Genomic DNA, 16,561 nt, shown 5'->3' on the forward strand with positions numbered 1-16,561 from the left:
ATAATCAGACTACAAAAGTTGTTTAGCAATATTTACTTGTTGATTATTATAATGAGTGCAAATTATAATTATGTAGACAAACTGATTAGTAAGTATAAAAAAGAATTAACAAATGAGGATGTTGAAATAATATATGTGGGAGAATAGTAAAGATGGAGTGTGACGATGAACTACTTATAGCTTACGGGCTAGGGTATGCTTTTGAAAAAAGCAAATTATTAATTATTTCAGAAATTGAAGAAAAAATAGTATTGAAACATGAAATAAATATTATAGAAGAAATAAATAATATTAATAAATTTAAAGAAAAACTTTATACTAAAGGTAATTTTGAATTTCCCAATGATTATATTGTAAACATAGAAGAAGCTTTAGAAGAAAAGTTATCAAAAATCATCCCTATAATTACATCAATAAAACCTAAAAATAAAAGTATAGAAACGCAATCTCATCTTATGGAGGAATATATCAAAAGAGATTTAAGCCAATTGCGATTAAGAAAAGAAGGTTATATACAAAAAGACTCAACTTTAATTAAAGAATATTTAGATAATTGTACCGAAGATTTAGGGACAAATGTAAAAGATAAAAATCAAAAATTCTTAAAATATAATAAACTAATTCTAAAAACTATTCTTACTGCTAGCTTTGGAAATGAATTTAGTCATTTTTTAAGCAAACAAGGACAAGCTGGCATAATGAGTAGAAAGGATAAGCTTATAGAAAAACAATTAGAATATGAACTTGAGAATAACATCTTAATAACAAAGAAGTATAGCGAATTTGATTTTTTAAATTTATTATTATTTCTTGAAGAATGGCAAAAGAAATATTTTATATGGGATGAAAAGTATACAAGCTTAATGTTTTCAATTAGTAAAAATGGTGAAAAATATAATAGTCAAAAATCAGAGATAAAAGATTTCGTAATATCTTTTATCAAAGGAAAGAGATATTTATATTTTCCTTTTGGCAAGTATAATGAAGATAATGTATTTATAACCTTGGATGATCAAACATATCATAATAATACTAAGAACAAAGAAAATAATATAAACATAGAAAATAAACGAAGTAAGGTAATTTTAGAAAAAAAAGAAAATAATTTATACCAAATTACTTCTGTTGATTTTCAAGAAATTGATTTAGACTATAACAAGGAATTAGGATATTTATTTTCATATAGGAATGATAATGTTGACGTTTATTTAGTTATTTATGATCAAAAGAATCAAGAAGTAAGTTATGTAGATAAATTTGAAGTTTTGAAGACAAAAATGATTGAAGTATTGGAAAAGTATTTTATTCAATGAAGTTACGAATCACTTGATGATATAAAAATAAAGGGCTGTTTCAAAATAATTAGGAGTATTTTGAAACAACCCTTTAAACTTTTGCATTCTTGAATAGTTATTTTTTTGATGATTCGTTAAGCTGTCTACGTTTTTTAGTTTTCTTTTTCATAACTGAAAATCCAAAAGAACCAATAGGTTTTTTAGCTAATGGAAAGTATTCACCGTGACAGTAAGACATCATATTTGCATTTTCAAAATGAATTTTACCTTTTTCGTCTAACAAATCTTCATTAACATGAGAAGCAACAACTTCAGCTATAAACATATCATGAGTTCCAAGTGGAATTATATTCTTCACTTTACACTCAATATTTACAGGGCATTCATCTATATATGGGGTCAATACTTTATGGCTTTCTTTTAAAGTAAAGCCCATTTCAGTTATTTTATCATTCTTTTTACCAGACCTAACTCCGCAATAATCTACTTTCTTTACTAAATCAGAACTAGGTAAATTTACAACAAACTCCATGGATTCTTTTATATACTCATAAGATAATCTTTCTGGTCTTATGGAAATATAAAGCATAGGCGGTTTTGTATTTATAGTACCAGTCCAGCCAACTGTAAAAACGTTGGTTTTACCAACATTATTTTTGGAAGTAATTAAAACCACAGGTACTGGGTTTAAAATTACACTTCCTTTAAAATTAATTTTATCCATTTTAAATTACTCCTTTAAACAAATACATCTTCAAAATAAATGGGAAGTATACCAACCAATTTACTTGAAGATGTGTAAATTAATTTTATAAAAACTAGATTAATATCTTCTTCTGTTCTTGTAACTATTCTTTTTACGTCTTGAATTAGATGCCATATTTTTAATAAGTGCAACTAAAGTAATAATAATAACTATAGCTACTATGGTAGATATATATATTATTAAATTATCTTTAATTAGTGCACCGAGTGAAATATCTACTGCACCTGTAACTTCTTCAGTATGATTTCTTGTGCTATAAGTTAATTTAATATTTTTATTAGAAACTAAACTCCATGCACTAGAATCAGTTCCATTATAAGTGATTTTAGATTCATCATCATTAATTGCATTCTTATAATATGTTACATTTTGAGTTAATTTAATTGGTACAGAAATAGTTTTTGAAGGACCCCAAAAACCAAATGCTTTATATTTTACATCAGCAGTTCCAACATTTTCTCCACTAGATTTATAGGTTTCTTTAGTAGCTTCATAACTGTAATCCATAATAGAATCCATATCATTGAATTTTGTCATATCTGCATTATCAATTTGTCTACTTTTAAGTACAACACCTATTATTTTTCTACCATCTCTTTCATAGACTGTAGCTAAACATCCACCAGCAGGAACAGTAGTTCCGGTCTTTCCAGCAATATTACCATTCTTACCTAGAGTTAGATTTCTATTTTCTAAAATTATTTTAGAATTTTTTAGAGTTATAGGAGCTTTTTGAAGTTCCATTGTGTCTCTTTCCCAAGGAGTGTCAAAAGCTGCTTTTGTTATTAAAGATAAGTCAAAAGCTGTAGTATAATGATTATCATTATGCAATCCATTAGGTGTAATAAAATTACTGTTATTAGCTCCAAGCTCTTTTGCTTTTTTATTCATTAAATCAGCAAAGGCATTAACATTACCTGAAATATTATCCGCAATAACGTAAGCAGTATCATTACCTGAAAATAACAATAACCCCTTCATAATGTCATCAGCAGATACTGTATCGCCAGGCTGCATAGTATTGTGCATATAATTTATATTTAAAGAATATTCAGGTTGTTCTTTTGCTGATTTAGTATACTCAAGTTCATCAGTTGGTTTTTTATTTTCAGCTAATAATAAACCCGTTAAAAGTTTTGTTGTACTAGCCGGATATCTTTTGCTATCAGCATCTTTGCAATATATTATTTCTCCAGTATCATAATCCATAGTTAAAGCTGATTCACCTTTAATTTCTGGTAAGCTATTTGCAGTAGTTTCAGTTTTAGATTTTGTCGTAGAATTTGCTGCATAACTTGCCGTAGTTAATGGGCTAAATAAAGAAAGAGAAAGGGTTAATACAAGTGCTTTTAAAACTAAATTTTTTTTCAAATCAAATCTCTCCACTTCCATCTAGGGATCTGAAAAAAATAAAAATTCAAAGCTGTTATGTAAACATGTATTGGATAATTATTTTTTTCAGATGCCTTCAATATATTAAAACATTTTTAGTATAACATTTATGCAACGATATAACAATAAATGTTATATTAAAAAATTACTACAATATATAACAATTTATAGGTGTATATTTGGGGTTATTTTAGCCTTTCCATTATAGATTCTTTTGCTTTTTTCTCAAATTCATCATTTAATGAATTTAATTGTACTTCTTCACCATATTTTTTATGAAGTGCTAAAGTTAAAAGCCTATCTGCAAACTCAGGATTCTTAGAAAGAAAAGAACCATGGAAATATGAGCCAAAGGTATTTTTATATATACATCCTTCAAATCCATCTTCTCCATTATTACCATATCCATGAATACACTTTCCAAGAGGAGTGTGATTATTTATGTAAGTTCTTCCTGAATGATTTTCAAAACCGACATAAGTTTCATTGAATTTTTCATTAAATATTTCAGTGTTTCCAATGAATCTAGTATCGCCCCCTTCAGTATAAACATCTAAAATGCCAAGGCCTTCTATTTTTTCACCATTTGGCGCAGTATAGTATTTACCTAATAATTGATATCCACCGCATATGGCAAGAAGAACTTTTTCATCTTCAATATAGCTTGTCAAAGTTTCTTTCTTTATTTGATTTAAATCATTTGAAACTATAGACTGTTCATAATCTTGACCACCACCAAAGAAAATAATGTCCACATTTTCTTTATCTATATTTTCACCTAAAGAACAGTTTATTATATTTACATCAATGCCTCTAAGTGCTGCTCTATGTTTTAAAATAAGTACATTGCCTACATCACCATATACATTTAATAAATCGGGATATAAGTGACAAATAGTTAGTTCCATAACTTAAACCTCCGTATCTTACCATAATTTATTGATATAACCTTTTGAATGAAGATATTTTCTATAATTAATCATTGCAGTATAAGTTGCAAGGATGTATATTTTTTTAGAAACAGAACCTTTGATTTTATCTGTTAGTTCTTCATAATCTTCTTTTAAAATAAACTTATCTATATTTAAACCAGCAATTTTTAATCTTACTGCCATATCATACATTCTAATTCCTGATACAAAAACATCTTCTATCTTTAGCGTAGATATTTTTTCGAAATCTACATCCCATATCCAAGAAACATCACGCCCATCAGCATAATTATCATTTAACATAAATACTGCTGAAAATTCATTTTGATTAAGAGCAAGGGTGTCTAATGCTTGGTTATATCCAGCAGGATTTTTAACTAATATAATTTGTATATCTTTATTATCTATGGTTATTTGCTCTTGTCTACCAAAGCTTGAACTTTGATTTTGAAGGGATGTTTTAATTACTGAATCTTCAATACCAAGTTCTTTTGAAATTGCAAATGCACATAATGCATTATAAATATTATAAGCACCTGATTGACTTATAAAAACTTCAGTCTCATTAATTAAAACAGAAGAATTTTCAGGTGTTAAATCAAAGATTTTATTTACAGCATAATTAAGTTCAGAACGTTTATAGCCACATTCAGGACAATAAAAGTCCCCTAAATGATTATAAGTAACTAAGTTATAGGAATAAGGTGCTTTACAAAACTTACAGAATTTTGCATCTGCATTTAAATCTAAAGTAACATTTTCTTTAATTGGAGTATTAAAACCATAATACACAATTGGATTTTTTATATCTAACTTTCCAAGTAAAGATTCATCACCGTTTAATACTAATTTAGATTCAGGAACCTTAGCTACACCCTCCATAATTTTAACTAAAGTCGTATAAACTTCTCCATATCTGTCTAACTGATCTCTAAATAAATTAGTTACAGTTATTATTTCAGGTGTTAAATGTTCTGTAATAAATTTCACATTAGCTTCATCAACTTCTATTATCGCATAAGGATTTTCTTTCTTTTTGAAAAAAGAATAATTTGCAATAAAACAAGCTACAATACCAGGATATAAATTAGCTCCAGTATTATTAGTAATAACATTAAATTTATTTCCTTTTAATATGTTATAAATCATGCTAGTAGTAGTTGTCTTACCATTGGTTCCTGTTACTAAAATTACTTTATATCCTTTGCTTACTGTTTTTAAGATTGACCTATCAATTTTTAATGCTATTTTACCAGGAAAATTACTTCCACCTTTTAAAATATGCTTTGAAAGAAATGCAGTAATTTTTGATAATAAAATGCTTAAAATATATTTAATATTTATTTTACTCACCGCCCAATTCTATTTATATATAAGAATGATTAACAAAATAAAACAATGTTAATCATTAAAAAGAAAACACATTAAATTTATTGTACTTTGACGTATGTATAAGTTTTTTGTTAACCATAAAATATTAACTATGCAATATATCTTATATAATAATTAAACAACAAAATAATCAAAATAAGTATAGCACAAAAATTAATAATTACGAAAATGTTTTTAATATCTAAAATAAAAATAAGAGTTTAAAATTCATTTTTAATGAAAGCATATTGAAAAAGTACCAACACAATGTACTATGATTTTTTTCAGATGCCTGACGTTACATAATTGTTTTATTAGCCAATATGCCCTATAATTAAAGGAGATAAAGAATTTTAAGAGGTGCTATTATTATGATTAAAGTAACAATTAATATAAATGGTATGAATTATAACTTAACAGGAGAAAAAGATGAAAAATATTTGCTAGGGGTGGCAAATTATGTTGATGGAAAGATTAAAGAGATAATTTCTAAAAGAGCAAATCTTAGTACAACTGCAGCAACTGTTTTAGCGGCTGTAAATATTGCTGATGAACTTTATGAATGTGATTTAGAATTAGATAAGGCTATTAAAGTTAAGAATGATATTGATGATGAAAATGTTTTATTAAAACAAAAATTAGATGAAATTAATCTACAACTAGAAAATGCTCATAAAGAAAAAATGAATGTTAAAGATGCCTTTGGAAAAAGAGAAATTGAATTAAATAAAAGATATGAAAATATTGAGGGAACTTTTAATTCGTTGAATAATCAAATCAATGAGCTTAAGTCAGAAAATGAAAAATTAAAGACAGAAAAAAAAATAATGACTAGTGAAGCTAAGAAAAATAAGAATAATAATGAAATTTTAAATAAAGAAATTATTGAATTAAAGGACAAGAGTAAGCTTCTTTATAAAAAAGTAGATGAAGCTAAAAATAAGGAATATAGATTAAATAAGCAACTGCAACAATCTAATGTACAAATAAACACTTTAACAAGTAAAATAACTAATATTACTAAGGAAAAGGATAAAATAATTACAGAATTAACTGAAATTATTAATAAAGAAGATATTAATAAACAACATATTAATAAAGAATATGAGCTATGTAAGAATGAATTAGAAAAATTAAATAAATTATATTCTGAATGTAATAAAGAACTTACTGAATGTAAGATAAATTTAGAAAAGCAAATAAATAAAAATAGCGAAATTGAATTTAACTTAAATGAAGAAAAACAACAATTAAATAACAGAATTAAAGAATTATTATTAAATGAAGAAGATATAAATAATAGAATCAATGAATTAATTAAAAATAAAGAAGAGTTAAATAAGAATTTAAATATTGAAAAAGGAAATGTTAGTGAATTAACTAAGAAAATAGAAGAAAATAATATGGAAAATGCTGAACTTAATAAGCAATTAAATGATTTGTTTGAAGAATCAGATAAGGAAATTACAGAATGTAAAGAAAAAATAAGCAATCTAAACAAAGAAAATGAGAATTGCATGAATCAAATTAATTTACTAAGTGAAGAAAAAGAAAGTTTAGAAGGTGAAATTAATAAATTAATTACAAACCAAGATGGCTTAAATAGTGAAATCAATAATATGAGAGATATTAATGATCAATTATCAAAGGAAATAGAAAAGTGTGACAAAGATAAAGAAGTCCTAGATAGTGAAATTAATAATTTAAAGATAAAACAAGATATCTTAAATAATGAAATCAATAATATGAGAGTTAGCAATGAAGAATTATCAAAGGAAATAGAAAAATGTGATAGAGAGAAAGATGCTTTGGAAGAAGAAGTGAAAATTACTAAAAGTAATAATGAAAGATTGAAGTATGAAGTTGAAGAAGCTCATGAAAAAAGTGAAGAACAAATTAATCTTAAAAATAAAGAAATAGAAGAACTGAGTAAAACTCTTGAAACTACAGAATATAATTTCAGAAGAACTAAAGAGGATTTAGGCAGTAAAGAAAGAGCTTTAGTGAGATTGGAAAAGGAATTAGAAGATAAAGAAGGTATTTTTTTAAATTTAAAAAGACAAATAGAAGCTAAGGATAAAGATTTGAAATCTATAAATCAAGAATTAGAAAACAAAAATAAAGATTTACTACAATTAAAAGAAGAATTAAAAGAGAAAAATAACACATTAATAAATTTAGAAGGAAATTTAGATATTAGTAAAGATTCTATAAATGATTTAGAAGAAAAAATTTTATTATTAGTTAAAGAAAAAGAAGAAATAACTAGTGAAAATAATAAACTTAATAAAGAATCTAAAACTTTTCAACACAAGATGTTTCAATTACAAGCTAAGATAATAGATACAGAAATAGAAGTTGCAAAAATAAAAAAAGAGCAAGTAGGACCTATTGCTAAAAGAAGATAACTACTTGATATAGATACCTAAAGTGAAAACTACATTTATGGAATTTTCTGTTGAGATAAAGGGTACTTTGATGCAACACTGCATAAAAAGAGTACCCTTTATTTCTAGTTTGAGATACGTATTAAAAGTACAAGGGTAGAAACTTGACTCATTTACAAACAATGGTTAAGATTTAATATGATATAATAAATTAATAAGCGACTCATATGAGTGAGTTAGCTAAGTTGAAATTGAAAAATGTAAACTGATAAAAAAAGCACGAAGTGCAACCAAGAACTTTTAAGCACAAACGAGAATATTTTATCAATAAAAAAGTGTGAATCTATCTTTGCTATAAACAAGTTTAACTTATATGTGTTTTTTGAGTAACCAAGAACAAGATTTGGTTATTAAAACTTAGGAGGAAAATATGAATAAAATTGAATTACTAGCTCCAGCAGGTAGCATGGAAAGTTTAATTGCTGCTATAAATAATGGCGCAGATGCAATATATCTTGGGGGAAATAAGTTTTCAGCTAGAGCTTATGCTTCAAATTTTGATAATGAAACTATGATAAAAGCTGTGGATTATGCACATAGTTACAATGTAAAAGTATATGTTACTATAAATACTATTTTAAAACAAAGTGAATTAAAAGAAGCCTTAAAATATGCAGGATATCTTTATGAAATTGGAGTGGATGCATTAATAATTCAAGATGTTGGATTGATAAGCTTGATTAGAGATATATATCCAAACTTCGAACTTCATGCATCAACTCAAATGACAGTTCATAATGGAGAAGGTGCTTTGTATTTTAAGGAAAAAGGTCTGCAAAGAATTGTCTTATCTAGAGAGCTTTCATTAGATGAAATTAAATATATTTCAACGGATTTGGGCATTGAGACAGAAATATTTGTACATGGAGCTTTATGTGTATGTTATTCAGGACAATGTTTAATGAGTTCTATGATTGGTGGCCGAAGCGGAAATAGAGGGAGATGTGCACAACCTTGCAGAATGCAATATACTTTAAAAGGTGAAATTTTAGGCGAGAAAAAGGGATATCTTTTAAGTCCTAAGGATACATGTTTAATTGATGATGTAGATTCAATTATAAAAAGTGGAACTGCATCTTTAAAGGTTGAAGGAAGAATGAAAAAGCCAGAATATGTAGCTGGTGTTACAAGAAATTACAGAAAATCCATTGATAAGGTATTAAAAAATGCAAAGTTTGATTTAAATAAGGGCAGAAATGAATTAGCTCAGTTATTTAATAGAGAAGGTTTCGCTAAAGCATATTTATATAAAAATGTAGGAAAAGATATGATGAGCTATAATTATCCTAAAAATACAGGAGTGTTTATAGGACAGGTTACAAATAGTGGAGAAGTTGTCTTAGAAGAAAATGTATCTTTAGGTGATGGAATAAGATTTTATGATGATGGATTTACTTTAAGTAAGATTTTAAAAAATAATAATGAAGTCAAAGAAGCTTTTCGAGGCGATACAGTTAAATTATTTCCAACTGGGGGATATAAAAAGGGTTATAGATTATATAAAATGTCTGATAAAAAGTTGTATGATGATTTAAACAAGGATATAAAACCTTATAAGAGGAAGATATCTTTAATTGGAGAAGTTGAGTTTAAGATTAATGTTCCGCTTGTTATTAAAACAAAATTCAATGGAAAAGAATATAAAGTTTATGGTGAACATGTTGAAGTTGCAACTAATACTCCTATGACAAGAGAAAGAGTTGAAGAATCATTAAAGAAGTCAGGAGAGATTCCGTATAAATTTGAGCAAATAGTTTTTGATACTTTTGATGATGGATTTATCAGAATAGCAGCAATAAATAATTTAAGAAGAGAATTGTTTGAAAAGATTTTAAAAGACGAAGTGAGTTCATACAGAAAAAGAAGAATTCAAGAAACTACTAAAACAAAGAATGTAAAATGTAATGAAGATTTAGGTTATATTTATAGCTGTATTACAAAAGATCAATTAAAAGTATTACGTGAAAATAAAAATGTTAAAAATATAGCTTTAGATATATTTTATAGCAGACAAAAGAATGCTATAAATAAAGAAGACTTAAAACATTTATATGAACAAACTTCAAAGGATAAAAACATCTATTTAAAATTACCTAATATCATTAAAAGTGAATTTAATAATATAGTTGAAATTATAGATGAGTTAGTACCTTACATAAAAGGAATAATCACATGTAACGTTGGAATAATAAAACTTTATAAAGACAAACTATTTATAATAGGAGATTATAAATTAAATATTTTCAACAAGGAAGCAGCTGAATTTTATTCTGAAGATGTGGATATTCCATGTATAAGTTTGGAATTAAACAGAAAAGAAATCAAAGAAATGATGAAAGATATCAATTGTAAAGTTGGAGTTAATATTTATGGTAATACTGAACTTATGGTCAGTGAATATTGTCCTATAGGCAGTACTTTTGGAGGTAAGTCTTCTAAAAAAGAATGTAATGGTGCATGTATGAAGGATAACTTCAAATTAATTGATAGAATGAATGAAAATTTTAGTGTTCTAGCAGATAACAATTGTAGAAGTCACATTTTAAATTCATTGGCTACAAATTTAATTGAGCAAATAGAAGAACTTAAATCTTTTAATATTACAAACTTTAGAGTAGATTTTAAAGATGAAAGCTATGAAGAAGTTAATGATATTTTAAATCAAATTGCTTATGGTAAGAAAAATGAAAATAAGAAGTATACTCAAGGTCATTATAGACGTGGAGTTGAATAATAATTAACAGTTAACTGTTAATTATACACTGTTAACTGATTGTAAGGGTGTGTTGTAATGAATGAACGTTCTCTAAGAATATTAGAGTTTTATAAAATCAAAGAGAAAATTAAAAAATATGCAAGAACAAATGCTGGTAAGGCAATGGTAGAAGCTCTTGAGCCTTATGATAATGTGTATGAAATAAATAACAAACTAGAGGAAACAAACGAAGCTCTTGAAATTTTAATTACTAAGGGAAATCCACCTCTTGAAGGTCTTTTTGATATACATGAAGGGCTTGAAAGGGCTAAAAAAGGTGGTACTTTAACACCAGAACAATTACTACGAGTTGGAAGTATGCTTAGGGTTTCTAGAACTATGAAGGAATTTTTTAAGAGAGAAGAAGCTGAAAAATCATATCCAAGGCTTAAAGATTTAGCGTACATATTAGTTCCTATAAAGCCATTAGAAGATGAAATAGAAAGAGCTATAGTATCAGAAGAGGAAATTAGCGACAAAGCTAGTCAAACTTTATATAATATAAGAAGAAGCCTTAAAGAAAAGAATTCTTCAGTTAGGGAAAAAATAAACTCTATAGTTAGAAGTAATTCAAAATATCTACAAGATGATTTATATACTATGAGAGGCGATAGGTATGTAATTCCTGTAAAGTCAGAATATAAGAGCCAAGTTCCTGGGCTTGTACATGATCAAAGTTCTACTGGAGCTACATTTTTTATTGAGCCTATAAGTTTAGTAAATTTAAATAATGAAATAAGAGAATTAGTTTTAAAAGAAAAAGCTGAAATAGAAAGAATATTAACTGAACTTTCTTTAAAAGTTCAAGATCATGGAGAACAATGCTTAAATAATTTAAAAATACTTGTAGAATTGGACTTTATATTTGCAAAAGGAAGATATGCGTCTTCGCTAAATGCAATAAAACCAATAGTGCGCGAAGATGGAGTATTTAATATATTATCAGGAAGACATCCTTTAATAGACCGTGATAAGGTTGTACCTGCTGACATTTACTTGGGAGAAGAATTTGAAACATTAATGATAACAGGTCCAAACACTGGTGGTAAAACTGTTACTATAAAAACAGTTGGATTACTTCACATTATGGGATTAAGTGGACTTTTAATACCTGCTCGTGATAATTCATCTATAGCTTTCTTTAAAGAGATTTTTGCAGATATAGGTGATGAGCAAAGTATTGAACAAAGTTTATCTACTTTTTCATCCCATATGACTAATATAGTTAATATTATGAGACATGTAGATGATAAGTCATTAGCACTATTTGATGAACTTGGAGCAGGTACTGATCCTGCAGAAGGTGCAGCACTTGCAGTATCTATTTTAGAAACTTTAAGAAAGAGGGGAGCAAAATTAATTGCAACTACTCATTATAGTGAACTTAAAGCATATGCATTAAAAACAGAGAGGGTTGAAAATGCTTCTGTTGAATTTGATATAGAAACTTTAAGCCCAACTTATAGATTATTAATTGGTGTACCAGGAAAATCTAATGCTTTTGAAATTTCTAAGAGATTAGGACTTGTAGAAGGTGTAATAAAACGAGCTAAAGAATATATGTCAGAAGAAAATCTTCAATTTGAGAATTTGATTAGAGAGCTTCAAGAAAAGAGTATAATAGCAAAACAAGAGGCAAGGGAAGCTAAAAAGCTTAAAGATGAAGCTGAGGAACTTAAGAAAAAATTTGAAGATAAGCTTGAAAGATTAGAAAAAACTAGAGAAAAAGTTTATATGGATGCTAGACGTGAAGCAAAAGATATAGTATCAAATGCAAAAGATGAAGCAGATGATATTTTAAAAGCTATGAGAGAACTTGAAAAGCTTGGAATAGCAACTGGTGGAAGGCAAAGGCTTGAAGAAGAACGTAAAAAGCTTAAAGCAAATTTGGAAGCTCAAGAAAAAGGCATTCATAATATGAAAGAAAATCAAGGTGAAGTTATAACTAAAGTCACTGTTGGAATGGAAGCATTTTTACCTTCGTTGAATCAACAAGTAATAATTATCTCTATGCCAGATAATAGGGGTGAAGTTCAAGTTGAAGCTGGAATTATGAAAATAAATGTTAAATTAAAAGATTTAAGAAAAACTAAAGTTACCAAATCAGAAAAGGTAAGAAAAAAGAGAGAAGTAAAGCTTAATTTAAGTAGTGTGGAATCACGAGTAGATTTAAGAGGTTTAGATGCAGAAGAAGCATGCTATAAAGCAGATAAATATCTAGATGATGCTTATTTAGCTAATCTAGGAGAAGTAACTATAGTTCATGGTAAAGGAACTGGTGTACTTAGAAAAGCTATAAACGATATGCTTAAAAGACATACCCATGTAAAGTCATATAGATTAGGTGCTTATGGCGAAGGTGGAGATGGAGTTACTATGGTTGAGCTTAAGGGATAATCTTAATCATTTATTGAAATAGAGGTGATTTTATGTATATAATAAGTGCATGTTTATGTGGAGTTAACTGCAAATATAATGGAAAGAATAATTTAAATGATAGATGTTTAAAATTATTTAAAGAAGGAAAGGCTGTTTTAGTTTGTCCAGAACAATTGGGGGGATTACAAACACCTAGAAATCCAGTTGAACTAAATAATATGGCAAGTGAAGTATTAGAGGGAAATGGAAATGCATTAAGCAATAAAGGCGAAGATGTAACTAAACAATTTTTAAATGGGGCTTATGAAACATTAAAAATTGCAAAAGAACTTGGATCTACTAAAGCGATATTAAAAGAAGGAAGTCCTTCATGTGGAGCTAATTTTGTATATGATGGCACATTTACAAGTAATAAAATTAAAGGTAAAGGAATAACAGCATATCTTTTAGAAAAAGAAGGAATAACTGTATTCTCAGATGAAGACTTAGAAGTAGATAATAGTAAATTAGTATATCTTAATGAATTTGACAGAGAAAAAGCTAAAAAGAGAAAACTTTTTGAGTTAGAAGAAGAAAGTGAAGATGAAGAATATTTTGATCTAACTCAAAATTTAACAGATATGTCAGAGTTACCTCCAAAGGTTGAAGAAAATGTTAAGAAACTTATGATTTCATTAGCACGTGACTTAATGGGGTTTGAAGAAGTGGATGAAATTGCAGAAGCAACAGGGTTAAGTGTTGAAGAAGTTGAAGAAATATTAGACGAAAAATAATCTCACAATATTGATAAAAAAATATTATATTTGGCTTCATTTAAAAATATAGCTTGACCGATTGGGCTACACATAGAAATTGTTGCTGGTAAATTTAGTAATAATTAAGTTAAAGGAGATACTTGTTTCATAAGTATCTCCTTTAACTTATATGTGTTTAATTTTTAAAATTCTAGACATTTATTCAATATCTGCTAGTATATTTTTCATCTGACGAAATTCATCATGAACATCTTCAGTAACTTCTTCAGTTAAAAGACTAACAATAACAACAGAAAGAATAGATAGTACGAAACCTGGAATCATTTCATAAATATAAGCAGATAAACCAGTCGTGATCCATATGATAACTGTTAATCCACCAACAATCATTCCTGATAGAGCTCCCCATTTAGTCATTCTCTTCCAGTAAAGACTTAATAGAAGTACTGGTCCAAAAGCTGAACCAAAGCCAGCCCACGCTTGACCAACTATACTAAGTATAGTCTTATTTGGTAAGTATGCTAATATTGTTGCTAAGGCTGAAATTACAACTACTGCTAATCTGCCTATTACCATTTGTTGCTTTTCAGAAGCTTCTTTATTAAAGAAGGTTAAATAAAAGTCTTTTGTAATTGAACTGGAACAAACCAAAAGCTGAGAGGAAAGAGTACTCATAATAGCAGCAAGTACTGCAGAGAGTATAATTCCTGTAATAAAAGGATGAAATAAAATGTCTCCAAGACGAAGAAAAACTGTTTCAGGATCACTTAATGGGCTTTGGTGTTGAGTAAAATATACAAGGCCTATAAGACCACTTGCAACAGCTCCTAAAAGACCTATAGCCATCCAGCCGATACCGATTCTTCTTGCTGATTTTAATTCCTTTGCAGAGTTTATTGCCATAAAACGAACAATAATATGTGGCTGACCAAAATATCCAAGCCCCCAGGCTAGAAGGCCAATAATTGTAGAGATACTGGTTCCTCTAAACATATCAAATAACGCAGGATCAATATTTTGAATTTTACTTATAAATTCTCCAGGGGCTAAACCTACATTTATATAAGCTACAACTGGAACTACAACTAAACATATAAACATTAAAGTTCCTTGGAAGAAATCTGTAAGACTTACGGCTAAAAATCCTCCAAAATATGTATAAAGAACAACAACAGATAAAGTTACTACTACACCCATTGTATATGTTAGTTTAAAAGTATCAACAAATAACTTTCCTCCAGCCACAATACCTGATGAAATATAAAGAACAAAGAAAACAAGAATTATCATACCTGATACAAGTCTAAGCATGTTAGATTTATCCTTAAAGCGATTTTCTAAGTAATCTGGAACTGTTAATGAGTCATTAGCTACCTCTGTATAAACTCTAAATCTTGGAGCTAATAAAAGATAATTTAAATAAGCTCCGAGTGTTAATCCAATTCCTATCCAGATACTGGAAATTCCAGTTAAATAAACTGCCCCAGGAAGTCCCATAAGCATCCAGCCACTCATATCACTTGCACCGGCTGAAAGTGCTGTAACCATAGGACCAAGACCTCTTCCTCCTATCATATAATCTGAGAGATTAGATGTTTTTCTGTAAGAATAATATCCTATTCCAAGTAAAATGAATAGGTATACTCCAATTGCAACAATTGACCATAATTGCATATTAAATTGCCTCCTTAAAATTATTTAGTATTAAAAGAATATTATCATAAAAATATCATGAATATATTATCATATTATTTAAAAAACAACAAATCAATTAATTTGAATTTTCTATTTAAAAAATATTTGACTGAAAGTTTTTCTGAAAAATAGAACAAATATAATAAATTTTAAAATATATAATTGGAAAATTAATGTCAAGGAGCATTTAAAGGCGTATTTGCCAACATAAGAAGATTATGATAGTATATTAACGAATATAAGGAACATACTATATGTTAATAAATTTTAAGTTTGTAATTAATATTGTTATGAATTTAGAAAAATAAATTTAAAATAATTGTTTAATAATACGAATGGAGGACATGAAAATATGTTGGATTTACCAAAGTGCCCAAAATGTAATTCAGAATATACTTATGAAGATGGAGGTCTTTTCATTTGCCCAGAATGTGCTTATGAATGGACTGCAGAATCAGAAAATAAAAATAATGAAGATGAAAAGATTGTTAAGGATTCAAATGGAAATATCTTAAACGATGGTGATTCTGTAACAATAATTAAAGATCTTAAAGTAAAGGGAAGTTCATCATCAATAAAAATAGGGACTAAAGTAAAAAATATACGTTTAGTTGATGGAGATCATAATATTGATTGCAAAATTGATGGATTTGGAGCTATGAAATTAAAATCTGAATTTGTTAAAAAGGTATAAATATAGCTTTAGTTGAACAGAAATGAAATAGGTTATAATATTAAATAAGTAGTGATAGAGTTAGGCATTAAGCCTAGCTC

Annotated in this window: 11 protein-coding genes; 6 read left to right on the plus strand and 5 right to left on the minus strand. The window is 27.6% G+C overall.

What is annotated here, in order from left to right; genetic code table 11:
- The first annotated feature begins 152 nt into the window (after window positions 1–152).
- The gene (locus LLF98_RS10670; RefSeq protein ID WP_291703356.1) at window positions 153–1,313 is read left to right on the plus strand and encodes a hypothetical protein; all 1,161 of its coding nucleotides are present in this window, start codon (window positions 153–155) and stop codon (window positions 1,311–1,313) included.
- A gap of 97 nt (window positions 1,314–1,410) precedes the next feature.
- On the opposite strand, the gene LLF98_RS10675 is transcribed toward LLF98_RS10670, so the two are convergent.
- The 4 genes from LLF98_RS10675 to LLF98_RS10690 all read right to left on the minus strand — a co-directional run bounded on the left by LLF98_RS10675 (window position 1,411) and on the right by LLF98_RS10690 (window position 5,738).
- Window positions 1,411–2,019 (minus strand): flavin reductase family protein, encoded by a 609-nt coding sequence (locus tag LLF98_RS10675; RefSeq protein WP_291703358.1) that lies wholly within the window; start codon window positions 2,017–2,019, stop codon window positions 1,411–1,413.
- A 99-nt stretch (window positions 2,020–2,118) separates the two neighbouring features.
- Window positions 2,119–3,432, minus strand: coding sequence for a D-alanyl-D-alanine carboxypeptidase (locus tag LLF98_RS10680; RefSeq protein ID WP_291703360.1), 1,314 nt, complete (start codon window positions 3,430–3,432; stop codon window positions 2,119–2,121).
- Between the two features lie 206 nt (window positions 3,433–3,638).
- On the minus strand, window positions 3,639–4,361 hold the full coding sequence (locus LLF98_RS10685; RefSeq protein WP_291703362.1) for a type 1 glutamine amidotransferase: 723 nt from the start codon (window positions 4,359–4,361) through the stop codon (window positions 3,639–3,641).
- A gap of 18 nt (window positions 4,362–4,379) precedes the next feature.
- Window positions 4,380–5,738, minus strand: coding sequence for a Mur ligase family protein (locus LLF98_RS10690; protein ID WP_291703364.1), 1,359 nt, complete (start codon window positions 5,736–5,738; stop codon window positions 4,380–4,382).
- A gap of 389 nt (window positions 5,739–6,127) precedes the next feature.
- Here LLF98_RS10690 and zapA point away from each other — a divergent pair, with 389 nt between their 5' ends.
- The 4 genes from zapA to LLF98_RS10710 all read left to right on the plus strand — a co-directional run bounded on the left by zapA (window position 6,128) and on the right by LLF98_RS10710 (window position 14,110).
- Window positions 6,128–8,164: a cell division protein ZapA gene (zapA, locus tag LLF98_RS10695; RefSeq protein ID WP_291703366.1), complete on the plus strand. Its 2,037-nt coding sequence runs from the start codon at window positions 6,128–6,130 to the stop codon at window positions 8,162–8,164.
- Window positions 8,165–8,573: 409 nt separating this feature from the next.
- Window positions 8,574–10,937 (plus strand): U32 family peptidase, encoded by a 2,364-nt coding sequence (locus LLF98_RS10700; RefSeq protein WP_291703368.1) that lies wholly within the window; start codon window positions 8,574–8,576, stop codon window positions 10,935–10,937.
- A 57-nt stretch (window positions 10,938–10,994) separates the two neighbouring features.
- Window positions 10,995–13,355, plus strand: a complete 2,361-nt coding sequence (locus tag LLF98_RS10705; RefSeq protein WP_291703370.1) for an endonuclease MutS2 — start codon at window positions 10,995–10,997, stop codon at window positions 13,353–13,355.
- A 32-nt stretch (window positions 13,356–13,387) separates the two neighbouring features.
- Window positions 13,388–14,110 (plus strand): DUF523 domain-containing protein, encoded by a 723-nt coding sequence (locus LLF98_RS10710; RefSeq protein ID WP_291703372.1) that lies wholly within the window; start codon window positions 13,388–13,390, stop codon window positions 14,108–14,110.
- A gap of 180 nt (window positions 14,111–14,290) precedes the next feature.
- On the opposite strand, the gene putP is transcribed toward LLF98_RS10710, so the two are convergent.
- Window positions 14,291–15,766, minus strand: coding sequence for a sodium/proline symporter PutP (putP, locus tag LLF98_RS10715; protein WP_291703374.1), 1,476 nt, complete (start codon window positions 15,764–15,766; stop codon window positions 14,291–14,293).
- Window positions 15,767–16,139: 373 nt separating this feature from the next.
- Between putP and LLF98_RS10720 the strand changes: the two genes are divergently transcribed.
- Complete coding sequence (locus LLF98_RS10720; protein WP_291703376.1) at window positions 16,140–16,481, plus strand: zinc ribbon domain-containing protein YjdM; 342 nt, start codon at window positions 16,140–16,142, stop codon at window positions 16,479–16,481.
- Window positions 16,482–16,561 lie beyond the last annotated feature (80 nt).

This window comes from Clostridium sp., from assembly GCF_021372645.1.
Lineage (GTDB): Bacteria > Bacillota > Clostridia > Clostridiales > Clostridiaceae > Clostridium.